This window comes from Vescimonas sanitatis, from assembly GCF_049060325.1.
In the GTDB taxonomy this organism is placed as follows: Bacteria; Bacillota; Clostridia; order Oscillospirales; family Oscillospiraceae; genus Vescimonas; species Vescimonas sanitatis.
This window is the reverse complement of record NZ_JBMGPW010000003.1, coordinates 96456-111135: the sequence shown is the minus strand read 5'-3', so window position 1 is coordinate 111135 and position 14680 is coordinate 96456. Positions and strand designations below refer to the sequence as shown.

The window sequence follows — 14680 nt, the reverse complement described above, 5'->3', positions numbered from 1 at the left end:
GTGCTGCGGCTGTCGGCGCTGGTGATCGTGCTGGTCACCGCCATCGGACTGTACAAAAAGGCGTGGCTGCCGGAGAAGCACTGTATCCGCGCCGGTTTTTTCGTGTACTACACACACCTGAGCAATCTGCTGATACTGCTCTATGAGCTGGCGCTGGGCGCCAGCGGGCATGACCCCCACTGCGGCGCGTTCCGGTGGCTCAGTTCCCCGGGCGTGGCGCTGAGTATGACGCTGTGCATCTATGTGACGCACCTGATCTACGCCTTTGTGCTGCTGCCGACCGCCCACCGGCGGGACGATGAGAGCTGGCTGAAGGGGCGCTTTTCCTTCGGGAATGTCTGCGTACACTTTATTACGCCGGGGCTGACGGTGCTGCAGTGGCTGCTGTGGCAGGACAAGGCAGGGCTGACGGTGGGGCACGCCGTCTGGTGGCTGGTGCTGCCGCTGGCGTATTTTGCCTTTGCCATGCTGCGGGCCGGGACCGGCAAGCCTATCGGACGCACCGGCCAACTGTACCCCTATCCGTTTTTGGACTATCCCAGGCTGGGGGCGGGGCGGTTCTGGCTGTACGCCACAGCCATCCTGACGTTTTTCTTTGGAGTGGGGTGTCTGTTTGTGGGGATCGGGCATTTACTGGCATAGAGCTTCATGTATGAGCAACGGACCGCTTTTATTTTCCCGTGCGTTTGCATGAAAAAGACCGCCGGAGGCGGTCTTTTTTCATGCAAACAAATTCCAGGGCCAGGCGTCCGGCGGGGGACAGGAAACGTCGATGGGCTTGCCGGTGACGGGGTGTGTCAGCGCCAGCCGCGTGGACCACAGGGCGGGGGAGCAGTCGGCCTTGCTGCCATAGCGGATATCCCCCATCAGGGGGAGACCGCGGGAGGAGAACTGCACCCGGATCTGGTGGGTGCGGCCGGTGTGCAGATGCACGCGCACCAGCGTCAGGCCGTCCGCTTCGCCCTGGACGGTGTAGCTGAGGGACGCCTGGCGGACGCCCTTCCGCATACGTTTGACCACGTAGCTTTTGTTGTGGGCGGCGTCGCGGAACAGCAGGTCAGTGAGGGTGGCTTCGTCCTGTGCCGGCGTGCCCCGGAGAACGGCCAGGTATTCCTTGGTGACGCGGTGCTCTGCCACGGCGGCGGTGAGCTTTCCGGTGACGTCCCGGCGGCGGGAGAACAGCATAACGCCGCCCACCAGCCGGTCCAGCCGGTGGACGGTGGCGATATAGTCGTTCTGCCCCAGGGCGCGGTAGTGCTCGCGCAGCAGGCAGGGCATACAGGCACCGGAGGGGCTGTCCTCCGACAGGACGCCCACGGGCTTGACGCAGAGGACCAGATACGGGTCCTCGTAGAGTATACGGATAGGCGCCATATCAGTGACGGCGGCCGCGGTAGGAGTGGTGGCGGTACTGCTTGCTGCCGGGCTTGCCGTAGCGGCGGTTGCGGCCGTAGAACCGGAACCACAGAACCAGGGCGGCGACCAGCACCACCAGCGCCAGAACGGCGATGCGGGCGGAGCGCTGGGAGAAGAATTCGCCGATGGCGTGGCGCAGGGACAGGAAGCGGCTGGCGGACACGTCGGCCACGGCCAGCAGGGGTACGGTGACGTAGGTGGTGTCGCCGTAGCTGACGGTGATCTCGCCCAGGCGGTCGCCGGCGGCGATGGGGGCCAGCGCCGTCTCGTTATCCAGCGTGACGGTGCGGGTCAGGGCGCTGACGTCCAGATCCTTGGGCAGCATGGCGTCGGCGCTCTCCGCCGGGTGGACGGCCACGGTGGAGACCTGCTTGCTCAGGGCCACGGGGACCTCCTGGATCAGCTCATTCTCGTCCAGCACCTGCTGGGGGGCAAAGTTGTCAAAGCCCCAGTCGAACAGACGGGCCGTCTCGGTAAAGCTCTCCACGATGTAGCCGGAGCCGTTCTCCTTTTCGACCTTCTCCGCGCCCAGCACCACGCTGATGAGCGTGCGGCTGCCGCGGACAGCGGAGGAGACAAGGCACTGGCCGGCGGCATCGGTGCTGCCGGTCTTAATGCCCTGGGCGCCGGAGTACAGGTACCCGGCCAGCCGCCAGTTGGAGATCAGGGCGTTGGTGCTGTGGAGCACGCGCTCCTCCTCGGTCTTGTTGGTGGGAGGTATCTCATAGGACTTGGTGTTCACCATGGTCATAAAGTCCTCGTGCTTTATGGCCTCGCGGGTGATGAGATACAGATCGTAGGCGGAGGAGTAGTGGCCGGACTGGGTCAGGCCGGTGGTGTTGGCGAAGTGGGTGTTTTTGCACCCCAGCTCCTGGGCGCGCTGGTTCATGCGCGCCACAAAGGCATCTACGCTGCCGCACAGCGTTTCGCCCAGGATGTTGCACGTCTCGTTGGCGGAGATGACCAGCATACAGTACAGCAGCTGCTCCACCGTCAGCGTTTCACCCTCCACGATGTCGGCGGTGCTGCCGTCCTCCGGCAGGCCGCGCAGGGCGGTGGCGGTGGCGGTGACCTGCTGGTCCAGCCGCAGCTCGCCCCGGTCGATGGCCTCGAAGATCAGCAGGGCGGACATGATCTTGGTGGTGCTGGCAATGGACAGCTCATCGTGGATATTTTTGTCATAGAGTATCGTGCCGGTCTCGGCCTCCACCAGCAGCGCGGCCTTGGCACGGATGGCCGGATCCTCCAGCGCGGCGGCGGGAACGGTCAGAACACCGCATAAAATCAGGGCGGATAAAAAAACAGCAATAAAACGACGGATTTTCATGTGACTTTTTCTCCATGTATGCTATAATATAGGGGGACGGCCCCGTCCGGAGCATGGGGCCGGTATGTCCATGACCTATTATAAGCAAAAGAGGCGGGGTAGTCAACTGTGGGAAAGCGGATAAAATTGACAAAGACGGACGTGTTCCTGCTGGGACTGACGGTGCTGTTCGTCCTGGCGATGGCACTGACGTGGCTGCTGACGCCGCGGCAGGTGCGGGGCGGCTATGACATCAGCGCCGTGCCGTCGGAGGAGGCTGCGCCCGCGCTGCTGAAGGTGAACATCAACACCGCCAGCGCGGAGGAGCTGGACGGCCTGCCGGGGATCGGCCCGGTGCTGGCCCAGCGGATCGTGGACGAACGGGAGGCCAACGGACCCTATACCGGCGCGGAGGACCTGACGCGGGTGGAGGGAATCGGACAGGCCATCGTGGAGAGCATACAAGATCACATCATAACGGAGGATACGCAGGAATGAAGATATTGGTGGTAGACGACGAGAAGCTGCTGGTGAAGGGCATGAAGTTCAATCTGGAGAACGAGGGGTATGAGGTGATGACCGCCTATGACGGCGCGGCCGCCGTGGAGCTGGAGAAGAAGGAGAACTTCGACCTGATCGTCATGGACGTGATGATGCCCGGCCTGTCCGGCAGCGACGCCTGCATGAAGATACGGGAGTTTTCCGATGTGCCCGTCATCATGCTGACCGCCCGCAGCGAGGACAGCGACAAGCTGATGGGCTTTGCCTGCGGCGCGGACGACTATGTGACGAAGCCCTTTAACATTCTGGAGCTGAAGGCACGCATCCGGGCACTGCTGCGGCGGTCCATGAACGGGAACCAGGCGGCCCAGAGCCGCCAGCGCACGCCGCTGCTGACCGTGGGCGACCTGAGCCTGGATACGGAGCAGCGGGTGGCCCTGCGGGACGGAAAGACCATCGACCTGACCGCAAAGGAGTATGACCTGATCGAGCTGCTGATGAAAAACCCCCGGCGGGTGTACAGCCGGGAGAGCCTGATGGACCTGGTGTGGGGGTATTCCTACGCCGGAGATTATCGGACGGTGGACGTGCACATCCGACGGCTGCGGGAAAAGCTGGAGCCGGACCCCGCCAACCCGGTATACATTATGACGAAGTGGGGAGTTGGTTACTATTTTAAGGGAGAAGAACAGCCCACCGTGTGACACGGCGGCAGCAAATACGGACCAGACCCCGCAGGCGCAGACTACGCGGCAGCGCCTGGGCCTTGGTATACGCAAGCTGCGGGGCAAGGCGACCTTGCAGCTGAAGTTCAGCCTGAGCTATATCCTGGTCATCGCGGCGGTGCTGATCCTGCTGAACTCCTATCCGCTGCTGGTGAGCCAGAACATGATGGTGACCTCCAATCAGAACAACCTGAAGAGCACCGCGAAGGTCATCGAGTCGGCGATGATGGGCTTGGAGAAGCTGACGGTGGAGAACGTGCAGGCGGCGCTGGAGGGCCTGGACGAGTCCGGCGCGGCCCGTATCATGGTGACCAACAGCGCGGGACTGGTGCTGTACGACACCCGGCAGGGCAGCAACGCCGTGGGCGAATACGCGCTGTACTCCGTGGTGGCGGTGGCCCTGCGGGGACAGGACGCCAGCTATTGCAGCTACGACGGCACGGCGTTTTTGAGCCGCGTGGCCACGCCTGTGGTGTATCACAACCAGATCGTGGGCGCGGTGTACGCCTATGACTACGACACGGAGCAGTCGGAGCTGCTGGAGGCGTTCCGGCACAACCTGCTCATTATCTCGCTGCTGATCGCCCTGCTGGTGGCGGGGCTGAGCATCGTGCTCAGCCAGATGCTGACCCGGCAGATCAGCGGGCTTTTGCAGGCCATCCGCAAGGTGCGTGAGGGCGCGTACAGCCACCGGGCTGACGCCAGCGGCACCGACGAGATCGCCCAGATCGCGGCGGAATTCAACAGCCTGACCGACCGATTGCAGACCACGGAGAACGCCCGGCGGCGGTTCGTCTCCGACGCCAGCCACGAGCTGAAAACGCCGTTGGCGGGCATACGGCTGCTTACGGACTCCATCCTGCAGACGGATCACATGGACGAGGAGACCACAAAGGAGTTCGTCACCGACATCGGGCGGGAGGCGGAACGGCTGAGCCGCATTACCGAGAACCTGCTGCGGCTGACGCGGCTGGACAGCGGCGTGGTGCAGCAGCCCTATCCCGTGGCGGTGAGGCCGGTGCTGGAGCGCGTGGAGCGTATGCTGACCATGGTGGCCCAGGAGAAGGGCGTGACCGTATCCGGCGCGGCGGACGAGGATGCCGTGGCGCTGGCCACCGACGACGATGTACATCAGATCCTGTACAACCTGATGGAGAACGCCATCAAGTACTCTGCCGCCGAGGGCGGCTTCGTCCGGGCGGAGGCCCATGTGGATGGGGACAAGGTGGTGCTGACGGTCAGCGACAACGGCATCGGTATACCGAACGAGGACCTGCCGCATATTTTTGACCGGTTCTACCGGGTGGACAAGATGCGCTCGCGGGAGGTGGGCGGCACGGGACTGGGGCTGTCCATCGTGAAGGACACCATCGAGAACCGGGGAGGTACCATCTCCGCCGGCCACGGCGCAAACGGCGTGGGCACGGTGTTCACCGTGTACCTGCCGCTGGCGGAAAGGGGGGAGGAGGCATGAAAAAGCGTATCATTTCCCTGCTGCTGGCGGCGGCGCTGGCGGCGAGCCTGTGCGCCTGCGGCGAGCAGCAGGCGGCGGACGGCGGGAGCCTGCGGCTGTACTGCCCGGCGGACCTGAGCGAGCAGAACAAGTCCGCCGGCGGCGGCGACGCCGTGCAGGGCATCGCCATCCCCTGGGCGGATATCACCGCCGGGGACCGGGGACGCCAGCAGCAGGCGCAGTACATCATGGAGCTGCTGCTGGGCGGCTGCACGGCGGAGGGATTCATCGCGCCCATACCCGTAGGGACGCAGCTGCTGAGCTGTACCGTCACCGGCGGAACGGTGTCGGTGGACATGAGCAGCGAATACGACCAGCTGATCGGTATTGACCGGACCATCGCGGACTACTGCATCACGCTGTCGCTGATGCAGCTGGACGGCATTTACGCCGTGCGGCTGACGGTGGCGGGCGAGCTGCCTGCGGACCGGACCAGCGAGGTGTACACCTCAGAGGAGGTGCTGCTGACCAGCCCGGACGATGTGGTGCGGACGGTGAAGGTGCAGCTGTACTTCCCGGACGGCGGCGGTACGCTGGTGGGCGAGGAGCGCCGGCTGACGGTGTACGAGGGGGAGACGGTGGCCCAGGCGGTGGTGAAGGCACTGACGGAACGGCCGCTGGACAGCTACGCGGACCTGTACCCGCTGCTGCCGGAGGGCTTTACGGCCCTGAACGCCAGCACGGAGGAGGGGATATGCTACCTGAACCTGCCGGGGAGCGTGGCGGCGCTGCTGCCGGAGGACGCGGAGGCGCAGAACCGCATGATACAGGGGCTGGTGGACTCGCTGTGCTCACTGGAGGATGTGACGCAGGTGCAGCTGATGCTGGACGGCGAGTACCAGCTGATGCTGGGGAGCGTTCCCATCAGCCGGCCCATACTGCCCACGGGCGGCGTACAGCCCATGGCGGAATAACCGAAAACAGCCGGACTTTTGCACAAAAAGCCCGGCTGTTTTGCATTTAATGCCGAAAAATATACCATTCCCTCCCTGCATATTGTTTCAAAGACGGCAAAGTGGTATAAAGAAAGAGTAATTATGTGCCGCCAAGGGAGTATACTCCCTTTCAACGTTTCAGCGGGCTGAAACGAACTCTCTTGGCGGGAAAGGAGAGGAACGTATGATGAAAAAAGTGGTCAGTTTGCTGCTGGCGCTGGTGATGGCGCTGGGGCTGTGTACGAGCGCCATCGCGGAAACGAATGGGGAGAGTGAGGACGTCCAGACCGGCAACGAGACGTATACGATGGAGACGGTGCTGGCGGGAGTGGACGCGCTTACGGGAACCGAAGCCGAAAAAACGGCGATAAAGAATTATTTAAACACCTATTTTGTAGTTGCAGATAATAAAAATGGTGTTTTTGTCGTTATAAATAATGTTGGATTGCGCCAGGATAAATTTATCCGAACGCAAGAGCAGAAAGCCACGGTTCAGAACGCTGTGGACGGCTATAACGCGCAAATTGGCGATACAAATAGAAGCATCGCCGCTATACTTGATGCGTATCAGGTAAAATATGGAAACGGTACAAGAACGTTTGGAGACTTGATGGGTATGTACACGGCGGCACTAAAGCGGCCGGCGGTGCAGATCAATGAAGGCAGCAATGGCCCGGATACCGGTAAGGTGGAGGGGACGCATCTGCTGAAGTCCAGCGATGGAACAGATTATCTGTATAATAACGCGGAGTATATTACTACGGCTGATGCCAATGCGGCCATCGAGTATTTTAATAAGTATTTTACCTATCGTACATGGAAACTCGGAAATGGAAGTGAGTACAACACAGTTACCTACAGCGATAGCATATACGATAAGGAAACAGATAAAATCACGGATGAAGCAAAGGCAAAGGAAGCCATTACGGAATATAATAACCTCGCTCCGGCAGTGCAAGTGTCATTGAACGAGTTGGAGATCCGTGTGGCAACAGGCCCCAACGGAACAGAACAGTTCCGCTTTTGGCGATTGATCCAGCGGTTTGACAAACAGCTGAATGGCAGCCAGGGTGGCGGCAATAATCCCGGTCAGGGGCCCACAACGGGGAATATCACTGATGTAAAATCGCTCCCGGATGCAGCGAGCGTTGCGGGGATGCAAGCGCGCGACTTCTTGGGCGGGGTCAACGACAGCACAACGGGCGTAGTGAAGTATACCTATACGCCGGGCGGCAACGACAAGGCTCCTGTTGGCGATATTTCTATCAATGGCACGGATATTGGCAATGATGGCATGTTTACGGATACCGCGAAGGCGCGTGCGGCGATCAATGCTTACTACAATTTGCAGCCGGCGGCGCGTGACATATTGGATATGCTGTTTTTGCGTGAGGAAACGCCGTGGGGAGCTCAGCTGTGGAAGTTTTCCCGCAGAATGGCAAATTTTGAGTCAATGGTGCAGATCGCCGAGTCCAAGGGGGATGACAGCGTCAAGACCGATCCACTGAGCAAAGAAAACGGTGCGGCGGAGATGCTGCGGAGCACCGGCGGCTTTACCGCACCGGATCTGGGGCGGAACTTTACGATCACGTTCCCCAGACAGTTGGAACGCGGCAAAGATTACAACTATAATTACCAAGTCATAGACAGTATAGGCGTGCTGACTGTGGAGATGTACGCCGGTAATAAGCAGCATTGGATCGAAGCCGGTCTTGCCAATCCGGAAGGTATCAAGTATACGGTTACGTTCCGCAACCCCACAAAGGAGATCTACCACGGCGCGGCGGCCGGCAACGGCAACAGCGGCGTTTGGGACGCCTGGGCCAAGGGTACAATAGCGCTGAACAAGTACACCGACGAGATGGAGAAGTTCAGCTTCGGTCTGGCGGCGGTGAATACGCGGGACGGCTTTATGACCGTCAACGCCATCGAAAATTACGGCGAGATGATGGTGCTGTCCGTGTGGAACAGCAACAAGAACATGAACGAGGGAAGCCCGGTCAAAAATCTGGTGCTGGTGCGTATCCGCGTTGTGGACCAGTTTACCTATGAGGCAGAGGCCGGCATGGTGCCCGCTGTAAATGTGAAGGACAAGGAGCGTGTGAAAGTAACAGGTGTAAATGCTGAGATCTGGAACGTGGCACGCGAGGCAGAACGGCTGGTGGTACGGCCCAAGGAGGGCACGCTGGCAGGCATCTTTGAGGCAGGGAAAAAGTGGGAGAACATCGGTACACTGACGGTGGCGGCGCCTATGTCGGACTATAAGCTGGCGGCAGTGAACGGCAAGCAGATCAGTAATGGCGGCGACACCTGGACTTGCGAGCAGTTCTTCCCGCAGTCCAATGGCCAAAACGGGCCGGGAACGGCGACAACAAGAACGTTCACGTTAACATGGGTATCCGGTGATGCGCAATATGATGAACAGTTTACCCTGTACATTGGCGAGATGGCCACTACAGCACAGGATCGATTCAGCCAAATAGTGAACGCCGGTAGCCAATCCAGCGTTCCCGTGGTGGCACCCAGCGAGGAGTTTGCCAACGAAGCGATGGGCAAGATTACGGCGGGTTCCGGCTTAGACGTAACATACGACAAGAGCACCGGCAGATTCCAGGCTACGTTTGACGGCAGCAAGGGCTTGCCCTCATTGGCTGACCTGGACAAGGGGTTTGTGCTGGTGCCGGACGATGCATTTAAGGGCAAGGTCGCGGGTTTCCACACGCACCCCTTTGAAAGCACAGGCGATCCGGCGGAATTTGACGCGGATTGGTTCAAGATGGTGAAGCTGGGCTTCGACCAGGAGCGCAGCGATCCGAACCGGACGAACAGCTATCCGGAAAACACAGTGGCGAGGACTATCCCCTTTGTGGCCACCAACAGGCTGGTACGTGACGGTGTGACGATCTACTTTGCCTTTACTCAGAACTATCGCGGCATGGTCATCGAATGGGTGGACGCGAATAATACCGTTCTGGGGTACACCATAGCCTATGGCAAGAATGGCCCGTTTGTCATGACTACCAAAACGGAAGTCAGCGAAAATGAGCCGGAGCATGACAAGACGTACAATGAACCCTTTGCCGTGGCAGAGGGCGGCGGTGAATTCTGGTGTGAACGCTATCCCCAGGAGGGCGGCAACGGTCAGAAGTGGTACTTCCGCCTGCGTGTGAGTGGACATAGCGAGTGGAACGGTGAATATACGGTCTATCTGCCGTACAGCTATCTGGAGATCACTGACGCAGAGGCGCAGCGGCTGATTAACAGCGGGCGCAAGGCGCGGATCGACCACTATGTGAACGGCGACGGTATGGCACCGGAGACCCTTGAGGGCACCTACACAGAGTGGGGCATCTGCTTCAAGACCAGTAGCTTCTCGCCGTTTGTGATCAGCACGGCGGCGCAGAGCAGCTCCGGCGGCGGGTACTACTACTACGGCGGCGCGTCCACGCCCGGAATTTCCGCGGTGAAGACGGCTAATGCCGCCAAGAGCGCCACGGATTACACCTCCGGCATCTACGGGCTGACGTTCCGCAGCACGGCGGCGTTCAGCGGCTTTAAGGGCGTGCAGGTGGACGGCAGGACCATCGCCGCGGCCAACTACGTCGCCGAGGACAACGGCGGCATCGAGGTCTATCTGAAGGCGGTGTATCTGCGGACGCTGAAGGACGGCAGGCACACGGTGACCATTCTGTCCGACGCGGGCAAGGTGACGATGAACTTCACTATCGGCGGGGTGGACAGCCCCACCACGTTCGACGCGGGCATCGGGGCCTACGTGGGTATGGCGCTGGCGTCCGTGGGCGGCATGGCCTGGATGCGGAGAAGGAAGCGCTGACCGGCCTATACGGCGGCGCACAGCCAGTACCCCGGCTTCGCCGGACCGATCGTGCGGCATACGACCAGTACCCCCGGCGAAGCCGGGGGTACTTTTTTTGAAATCAGCTATTGCAAAAACGCGAAAATGTGGTATCATACGTGCGAGCGCCGCACTCTGCTGGACGGAGGCGGCAGCAGGAGGTAAAAATTATGAATAACGAAACGAAGCACGGAAAATACACCGTGCAGGATCTGGTGCGCATTTCCGTGCTGGTGGCGATCATGCTGCTGCTGGAGGTCACGGGACTGGGCATGATCAAGATGCCGGGGCTGGAGATCACCCTGCTGATGGTGCCGGTGATCGTGGGCGCCATCGTCATGGGGCCGGCCAGCGGCGCCATTCTGGGCGGCGTGTTCGGCTGCATCAGCTTCTGGGAATGCTTCGGCAGGAGCCAGTTCGGCGCGGTGCTGCTGGGTATCAACCCCATCTACACGTTCCTGGTGTGCGTGCCCACCCGTATTCTGGCGGGCTGGCTGTGCGGCGTGGCCTTCAAGGGCCTGAACAAGCTGGACAAGACGAACCTGTGGTCCTTCGGCGCGGCGGGCCTGATCGGTGCGCTGTGCAACACGGTGCTGTTTATGACCACCCTGTGCCTGTGCTTCTACAACACAGAGTACATTCAGGGCTTTGTGGCCGCCCTCGGCAGTGCCAACGCATTCCTGTTCGTCATCGCCTTTGTGGGCGTGAACGGCCTGGTAGAGGGCGTGGTGTGCCTGATCACCGGCGCGGCCATCGCCAAGGCGGTCGTGTACAGCCGCGGCAAGCTGGCCGCACGCAAGACCAACGCATAAGACGGGAGGCTGTTCGTATGCTGCTTGCACTGGACGTGGGCAACACCCACGTGGTCGTGGGACTGATGGAGGGGCGCGAGGTGCGCCGCAGCTTCCGCATCGCCACCCGGCGCGACAGCGCCGTGGGCGATTACGCCGTGGCACTGAGCCAGCTGTTGGAGTTGGCGGAGGTGAACAGGCGGGAGGTGGAGCAGGTCATCATCTCCTCGGTGGTGCCGCCGGTGACCCGGGCCCTGCAGGGCGCGGCGCGGCTGCTGACCGGAAAGGAGCCGTTGGTGGTGGGCGGAAATGTCCGCTGCCGCGTACCGGTGCGGATCAAGCGGCCGGAGACGCTGGGCGCGGACCTGCTGACCGCCGCCGTGGGCGCGCTGGATCTGTATCAGCCGCCGCTGCTGCTGGTCGACATGGGCACTGCCACCACGGTGACGGTGCTGGATGAGCAGGGAGCGTTCCGGGGCGGAGCCATCCTGCCGGGGGCAAACCTGGCGCTGTCGTCCCTGGCGGGCGGCACGGCGCTGCTGCCGGACATCCCGCTGGCGGTGCCGGATAGAGCCATCGGTGACGACACGCTGACGTGTATGCAAAGCGGGTGCGTGCTGGGCTCGGCACTGCTGCTGGACGGACTGATCGACCGGATGGAGGCCGAGCTTGGCCGAAAGGCCACGGTGGTGGCTACCGGCGGCATCGCGCCGGTGATCGCGCCGGCGTGCCGGCACGAGATGCATATGGCCGCGGACCTGATCCTGCGGGGTCTGGCCGTGCTGTATGAGCAGAATAAGTGAAGGAAAGAACGCCTCCGGCACTGCCGGAGGCGTTCTTGTCGTATTTCAGCGGTCACTTCAGCAGGTTGAAGGTCATGATGGCGGCGCCGAGGATCACCAGCACCACGCCGGTGGCGCGGTTCAGCGTTTTGGGTTCGGCCTTGTTGGCAAATACTGCGGCGATGCGGGCCCAGATCAGGGTGAACACCACGCACAGCGCCAGCACGGTCCAGTCCGGCGCGCCGCCGATGGTGAAATGGGAAATGGCGCCGGTCAGGGCGGTAAAGGTCATGATGAACACGCTGGTGCCCACGGCTGTCTTCAGCTCGTAGCCCAGCACCGTGGTCAGGATCAGCAGCATCATCATGCCGCCGCCCGCGCCCACGAAGCCACAGATGAAGCCAATGACGATGCCGCAGACCACAGACTGGACGGCACGCTTTTTGGCGGAAACACCCAGCATGGCCTCCTTGGTGGTCATAACGGGACGGACGATGAACTTGACGCCCAGCAGGAACGTCATGATCACGGAGAAGCTTCCCATGGTGCGGGAGGGCACCAGGCTGGCGATGTAGCTGCCTGCCACGGTGAACAGAAGCACGGTGACCATCATAATGATGCCGTTCCGGATGTCCAGGTTCTTGTTTTTGCGGTAGGTGTAGGCGGAGACGGCGCTGGCCAGCACGTCGGAGGCCAGGGCGATGCCTACCGCCATGTAGGGGTCCATGCCCAGAAATGTGATGAGCATGGGACTGACGACCGCCGCGGCGCTCATGCCCGCAAAACCGGTGCCCAGTCCTGCGCCCATACCGGCGAAGAAGGTGACGGCCAGTATCGTGATGAACTTCATGCGGTATTCCTCCGATGGACGCCCCCGGCGACGCCGGGGGCGTTTCGCTTATTTTTTGTTCAGGATCTCCATGAACTCCTCGCCGGTGATGGTCTCCTTCTCGTACAGGAAGGCGGCCAGCTCGTCCAGCTTGGCGCGGTTGTCGGTGAGGAGCTTCAGCGCCTTCTCGTGCTGATGCTTCACCAGTGCCACCACCTGCTGGTCGATCTTCGCCTGGGTCTCGGCGGAGCAGGCCAGAGACGTGTCGCCGCCCAGATATTGGTTCTGCACCGTCTCCATGGCCACCATGTCGAAGTCCCTGCTCATGCCGTAGCGGGTGATCATGGCGCGGGCCAGCTTGGTGGCCTGCTCGATGTCGTTGCTGGCACCGGTGGTGATGGTGCCGAACACCGTCTCCTCGGCGGCGCGGCCGCCGGTGAGGGTGGCGATCTTGTTCTCCATTTCCTCCTGAGACATCAGGTAGTGGTTGCCCTCCTCCACCTGCATGGTATAGCCCAGAGCACCGGAGGTGCGGGGCACGATGGTGATCTTCTGCACCGGGGCGGAATTGGTCTGCTTGGCCGCCACCAGCGCGTGCCCGATCTCGTGGTAGGCCACGATATGCTTCTCGTGATCGGTCATAATGGCGTTCTTCTTCTGGTAGCCGGCAATGACTACCTCGATGCTCTCCTCCAGGTCGGCCTGGGTGGCAAAGCGGCGTCCGTCACGGACGGCGCGGAGGGCGGCCTCGTTGACGATGTTGGCCAGCTCGGCGCCGGAGGCACCGGAGGCCATACGGGCGATCTTGTTGAAGTCCACGTCCTCGGCGATCTTGATCTTTTTGGCGTGTACCTTCAGAATGGCCTCGCGCCCCAGCAGGTCGGGCAGCTCCACGGGTACACGGCGGTCGAAACGACCGGGTCGGGTCAGGGCCGGATCAAGGGATTCGGGACGGTTGGTGGCGGCCAGAATGATGACGCCGGTGTTGCCCTCGAAGCCGTCCATCTCGGTGAGCAGCTGGTTCAGCGTCTGCTCCCGCTCGTCGTTGCCGCCGTACTGGCCGCCGCTGCGCTTCTGGCCGATGGCGTCGATCTCGTCGATGAACACGATGCAGGGGGCTTTCTCCTTGGCCTGCTTAAACAGGTCGCGCACCTTGGACGCGCCCATGCCCACGAACATCTCCACGAACTCCGAGCCGGACATGGAGAAGAACGGCACGTTGGCCTCGCCGGCCACAGCCTTGGCCAGCATGGTCTTGCCGGTGCCCGGAGGGCCCACCAGCAGCACGCCCTTGGGCATGGAAGCGCCGATCTCCTGATACTTGGTGGGGTCATGGAGGTAGTTCACCACCTCCTGCAAGTTCTCCTTGGCCTCGTCCTCACCGGCCACATCGGCAAACTTGATGCCCTCGGCGGACTTGACGTAGACCTTGGCGTCGGACTTGCCCATATTGAACATCAGGGAGTCGCTGCCGCCCATTTTCTTCATCAGACTGCGGGAGATGATCTGACCGATGGCGATAAAGATCACCAGCGGCAGGACCCAGCCCAGGATATCCGTCAGCAGGGAAGTCTGCTCGATCTCCTCGCCGGTGGTGGAGATTCCGGTGTCCAGCAGGCGCTGGACCAGGTCGTCGTCGGGGACGATGGCGGTCTTGTAGATGGTTTTGCCGTCGGTGGAGGTAAAGAGGATGCGGTTGCTCTGCTGCTGGATCTCCACCTGGCCGATCTCATTCTTCTCGGTCATGGAGACGAAGGTGTTGTAGTCCACCTCCTTGATCTGGTGCTCCGCCAGCCAGGGCATGGCCAGCAGGTTAAACAGCAGCACCAGCAGTACCACGATCATGTAGTAGTAGATCAGAGGTTTCTTGGGGGATTTGACCTCGTTCATGGTAAGGCCTCCTTGTTCTGCATAGCTTTTTTTCTTTGATGAATTACCCTACCACATTTTGCCCGAAGTGTCTATAAGCAAATCCACAAAAACTGCGGGAAAACCCCGTTCCGGAGGCCGGAACGGGGCAGAATTT

Annotated in this window: 12 protein-coding genes; 8 read left to right on the top strand and 4 right to left on the bottom strand. The window is 61.3% G+C overall.

Annotated features, from left to right (window positions below):
• Nucleotides 1-642 (top strand): Pr6Pr family membrane protein, encoded by a 642-nt coding sequence (locus ACOMDU_RS05260; RefSeq protein WP_421129402.1) that lies wholly within the window; start codon nt 1-3, stop codon nt 640-642.
• A 78-nt stretch (nt 643-720) separates the two neighbouring features.
• Here the strand turns inward: ACOMDU_RS05260 and ACOMDU_RS05255 are convergent, their stop codons facing one another.
• Nucleotides 721-1374, bottom strand: a complete 654-nt coding sequence (locus ACOMDU_RS05255; RefSeq protein WP_421129401.1) for an RluA family pseudouridine synthase — start codon at nt 1372-1374, stop codon at nt 721-723.
• A 1-nt stretch (nt 1375) separates the two neighbouring features.
• Nucleotides 1376-2743, bottom strand: coding sequence for a D-alanyl-D-alanine carboxypeptidase family protein (locus ACOMDU_RS05250; protein ID WP_421129400.1), 1368 nt, complete (start codon nt 2741-2743; stop codon nt 1376-1378).
• A 108-nt stretch (nt 2744-2851) separates the two neighbouring features.
• Here ACOMDU_RS05250 and ACOMDU_RS05245 point away from each other — a divergent pair, with 108 nt between their 5' ends.
• The 7 genes from ACOMDU_RS05245 to ACOMDU_RS05215 all read left to right on the top strand — a co-directional run bounded on the left by ACOMDU_RS05245 (nt 2852) and on the right by ACOMDU_RS05215 (nt 11846).
• Nucleotides 2852-3220, top strand: a complete 369-nt coding sequence (locus tag ACOMDU_RS05245) for a ComEA family DNA-binding protein (protein ID WP_421129399.1) — start codon at nt 2852-2854, stop codon at nt 3218-3220.
• A complete protein-coding gene (locus ACOMDU_RS05240; protein WP_022135124.1) occupies nt 3217-3927 on the top strand; it encodes a response regulator transcription factor in 711 nt (236 codons plus the stop codon). Before ACOMDU_RS05245 ends, ACOMDU_RS05240 begins: the two co-directional genes overlap by 4 nt.
• Nucleotides 3887-5422 carry a sensor histidine kinase gene (locus ACOMDU_RS05235; RefSeq protein ID WP_421129397.1) on the top strand — a complete coding sequence of 512 codons (1536 nt, stop codon included), beginning with the start codon at nt 3887-3889 and terminating at the stop codon, nt 5420-5422. The genes ACOMDU_RS05240 and ACOMDU_RS05235 overlap by 41 nt, the downstream gene beginning before the upstream one ends.
• Nucleotides 5419-6375, top strand: a complete 957-nt coding sequence (locus ACOMDU_RS05230) for a GerMN domain-containing protein (RefSeq protein ID WP_421129396.1) — start codon at nt 5419-5421, stop codon at nt 6373-6375. Before ACOMDU_RS05235 ends, ACOMDU_RS05230 begins: the two co-directional genes overlap by 4 nt.
• Before the next feature lie 205 nt (nt 6376-6580).
• Entirely contained in the window at nt 6581-10231 is a 3651-nt protein-coding gene (locus ACOMDU_RS05225) for a hypothetical protein (RefSeq protein WP_421129395.1), read from the top strand.
• Nucleotides 10232-10422: 191 nt separating this feature from the next.
• Complete coding sequence (locus ACOMDU_RS05220; RefSeq protein ID WP_421129394.1) at nt 10423-11064, top strand: ECF transporter S component; 642 nt, start codon at nt 10423-10425, stop codon at nt 11062-11064.
• Between the two features lie 17 nt (nt 11065-11081).
• Nucleotides 11082-11846, top strand: a complete 765-nt coding sequence (locus ACOMDU_RS05215; RefSeq protein ID WP_421129393.1) for a type III pantothenate kinase — start codon at nt 11082-11084, stop codon at nt 11844-11846.
• A gap of 52 nt (nt 11847-11898) precedes the next feature.
• Here the strand turns inward: ACOMDU_RS05215 and ACOMDU_RS05210 are convergent, their stop codons facing one another.
• Nucleotides 11899-12675: a sulfite exporter TauE/SafE family protein gene (locus ACOMDU_RS05210; protein ID WP_421129392.1), complete on the bottom strand. Its 777-nt coding sequence runs from the start codon at nt 12673-12675 to the stop codon at nt 11899-11901.
• Between the two features lie 48 nt (nt 12676-12723).
• Nucleotides 12724-14544, bottom strand: a complete 1821-nt coding sequence (ftsH, locus tag ACOMDU_RS05205; RefSeq protein WP_421129391.1) for an ATP-dependent zinc metalloprotease FtsH — start codon at nt 14542-14544, stop codon at nt 12724-12726.
• Nucleotides 14545-14680 lie beyond the last annotated feature (136 nt).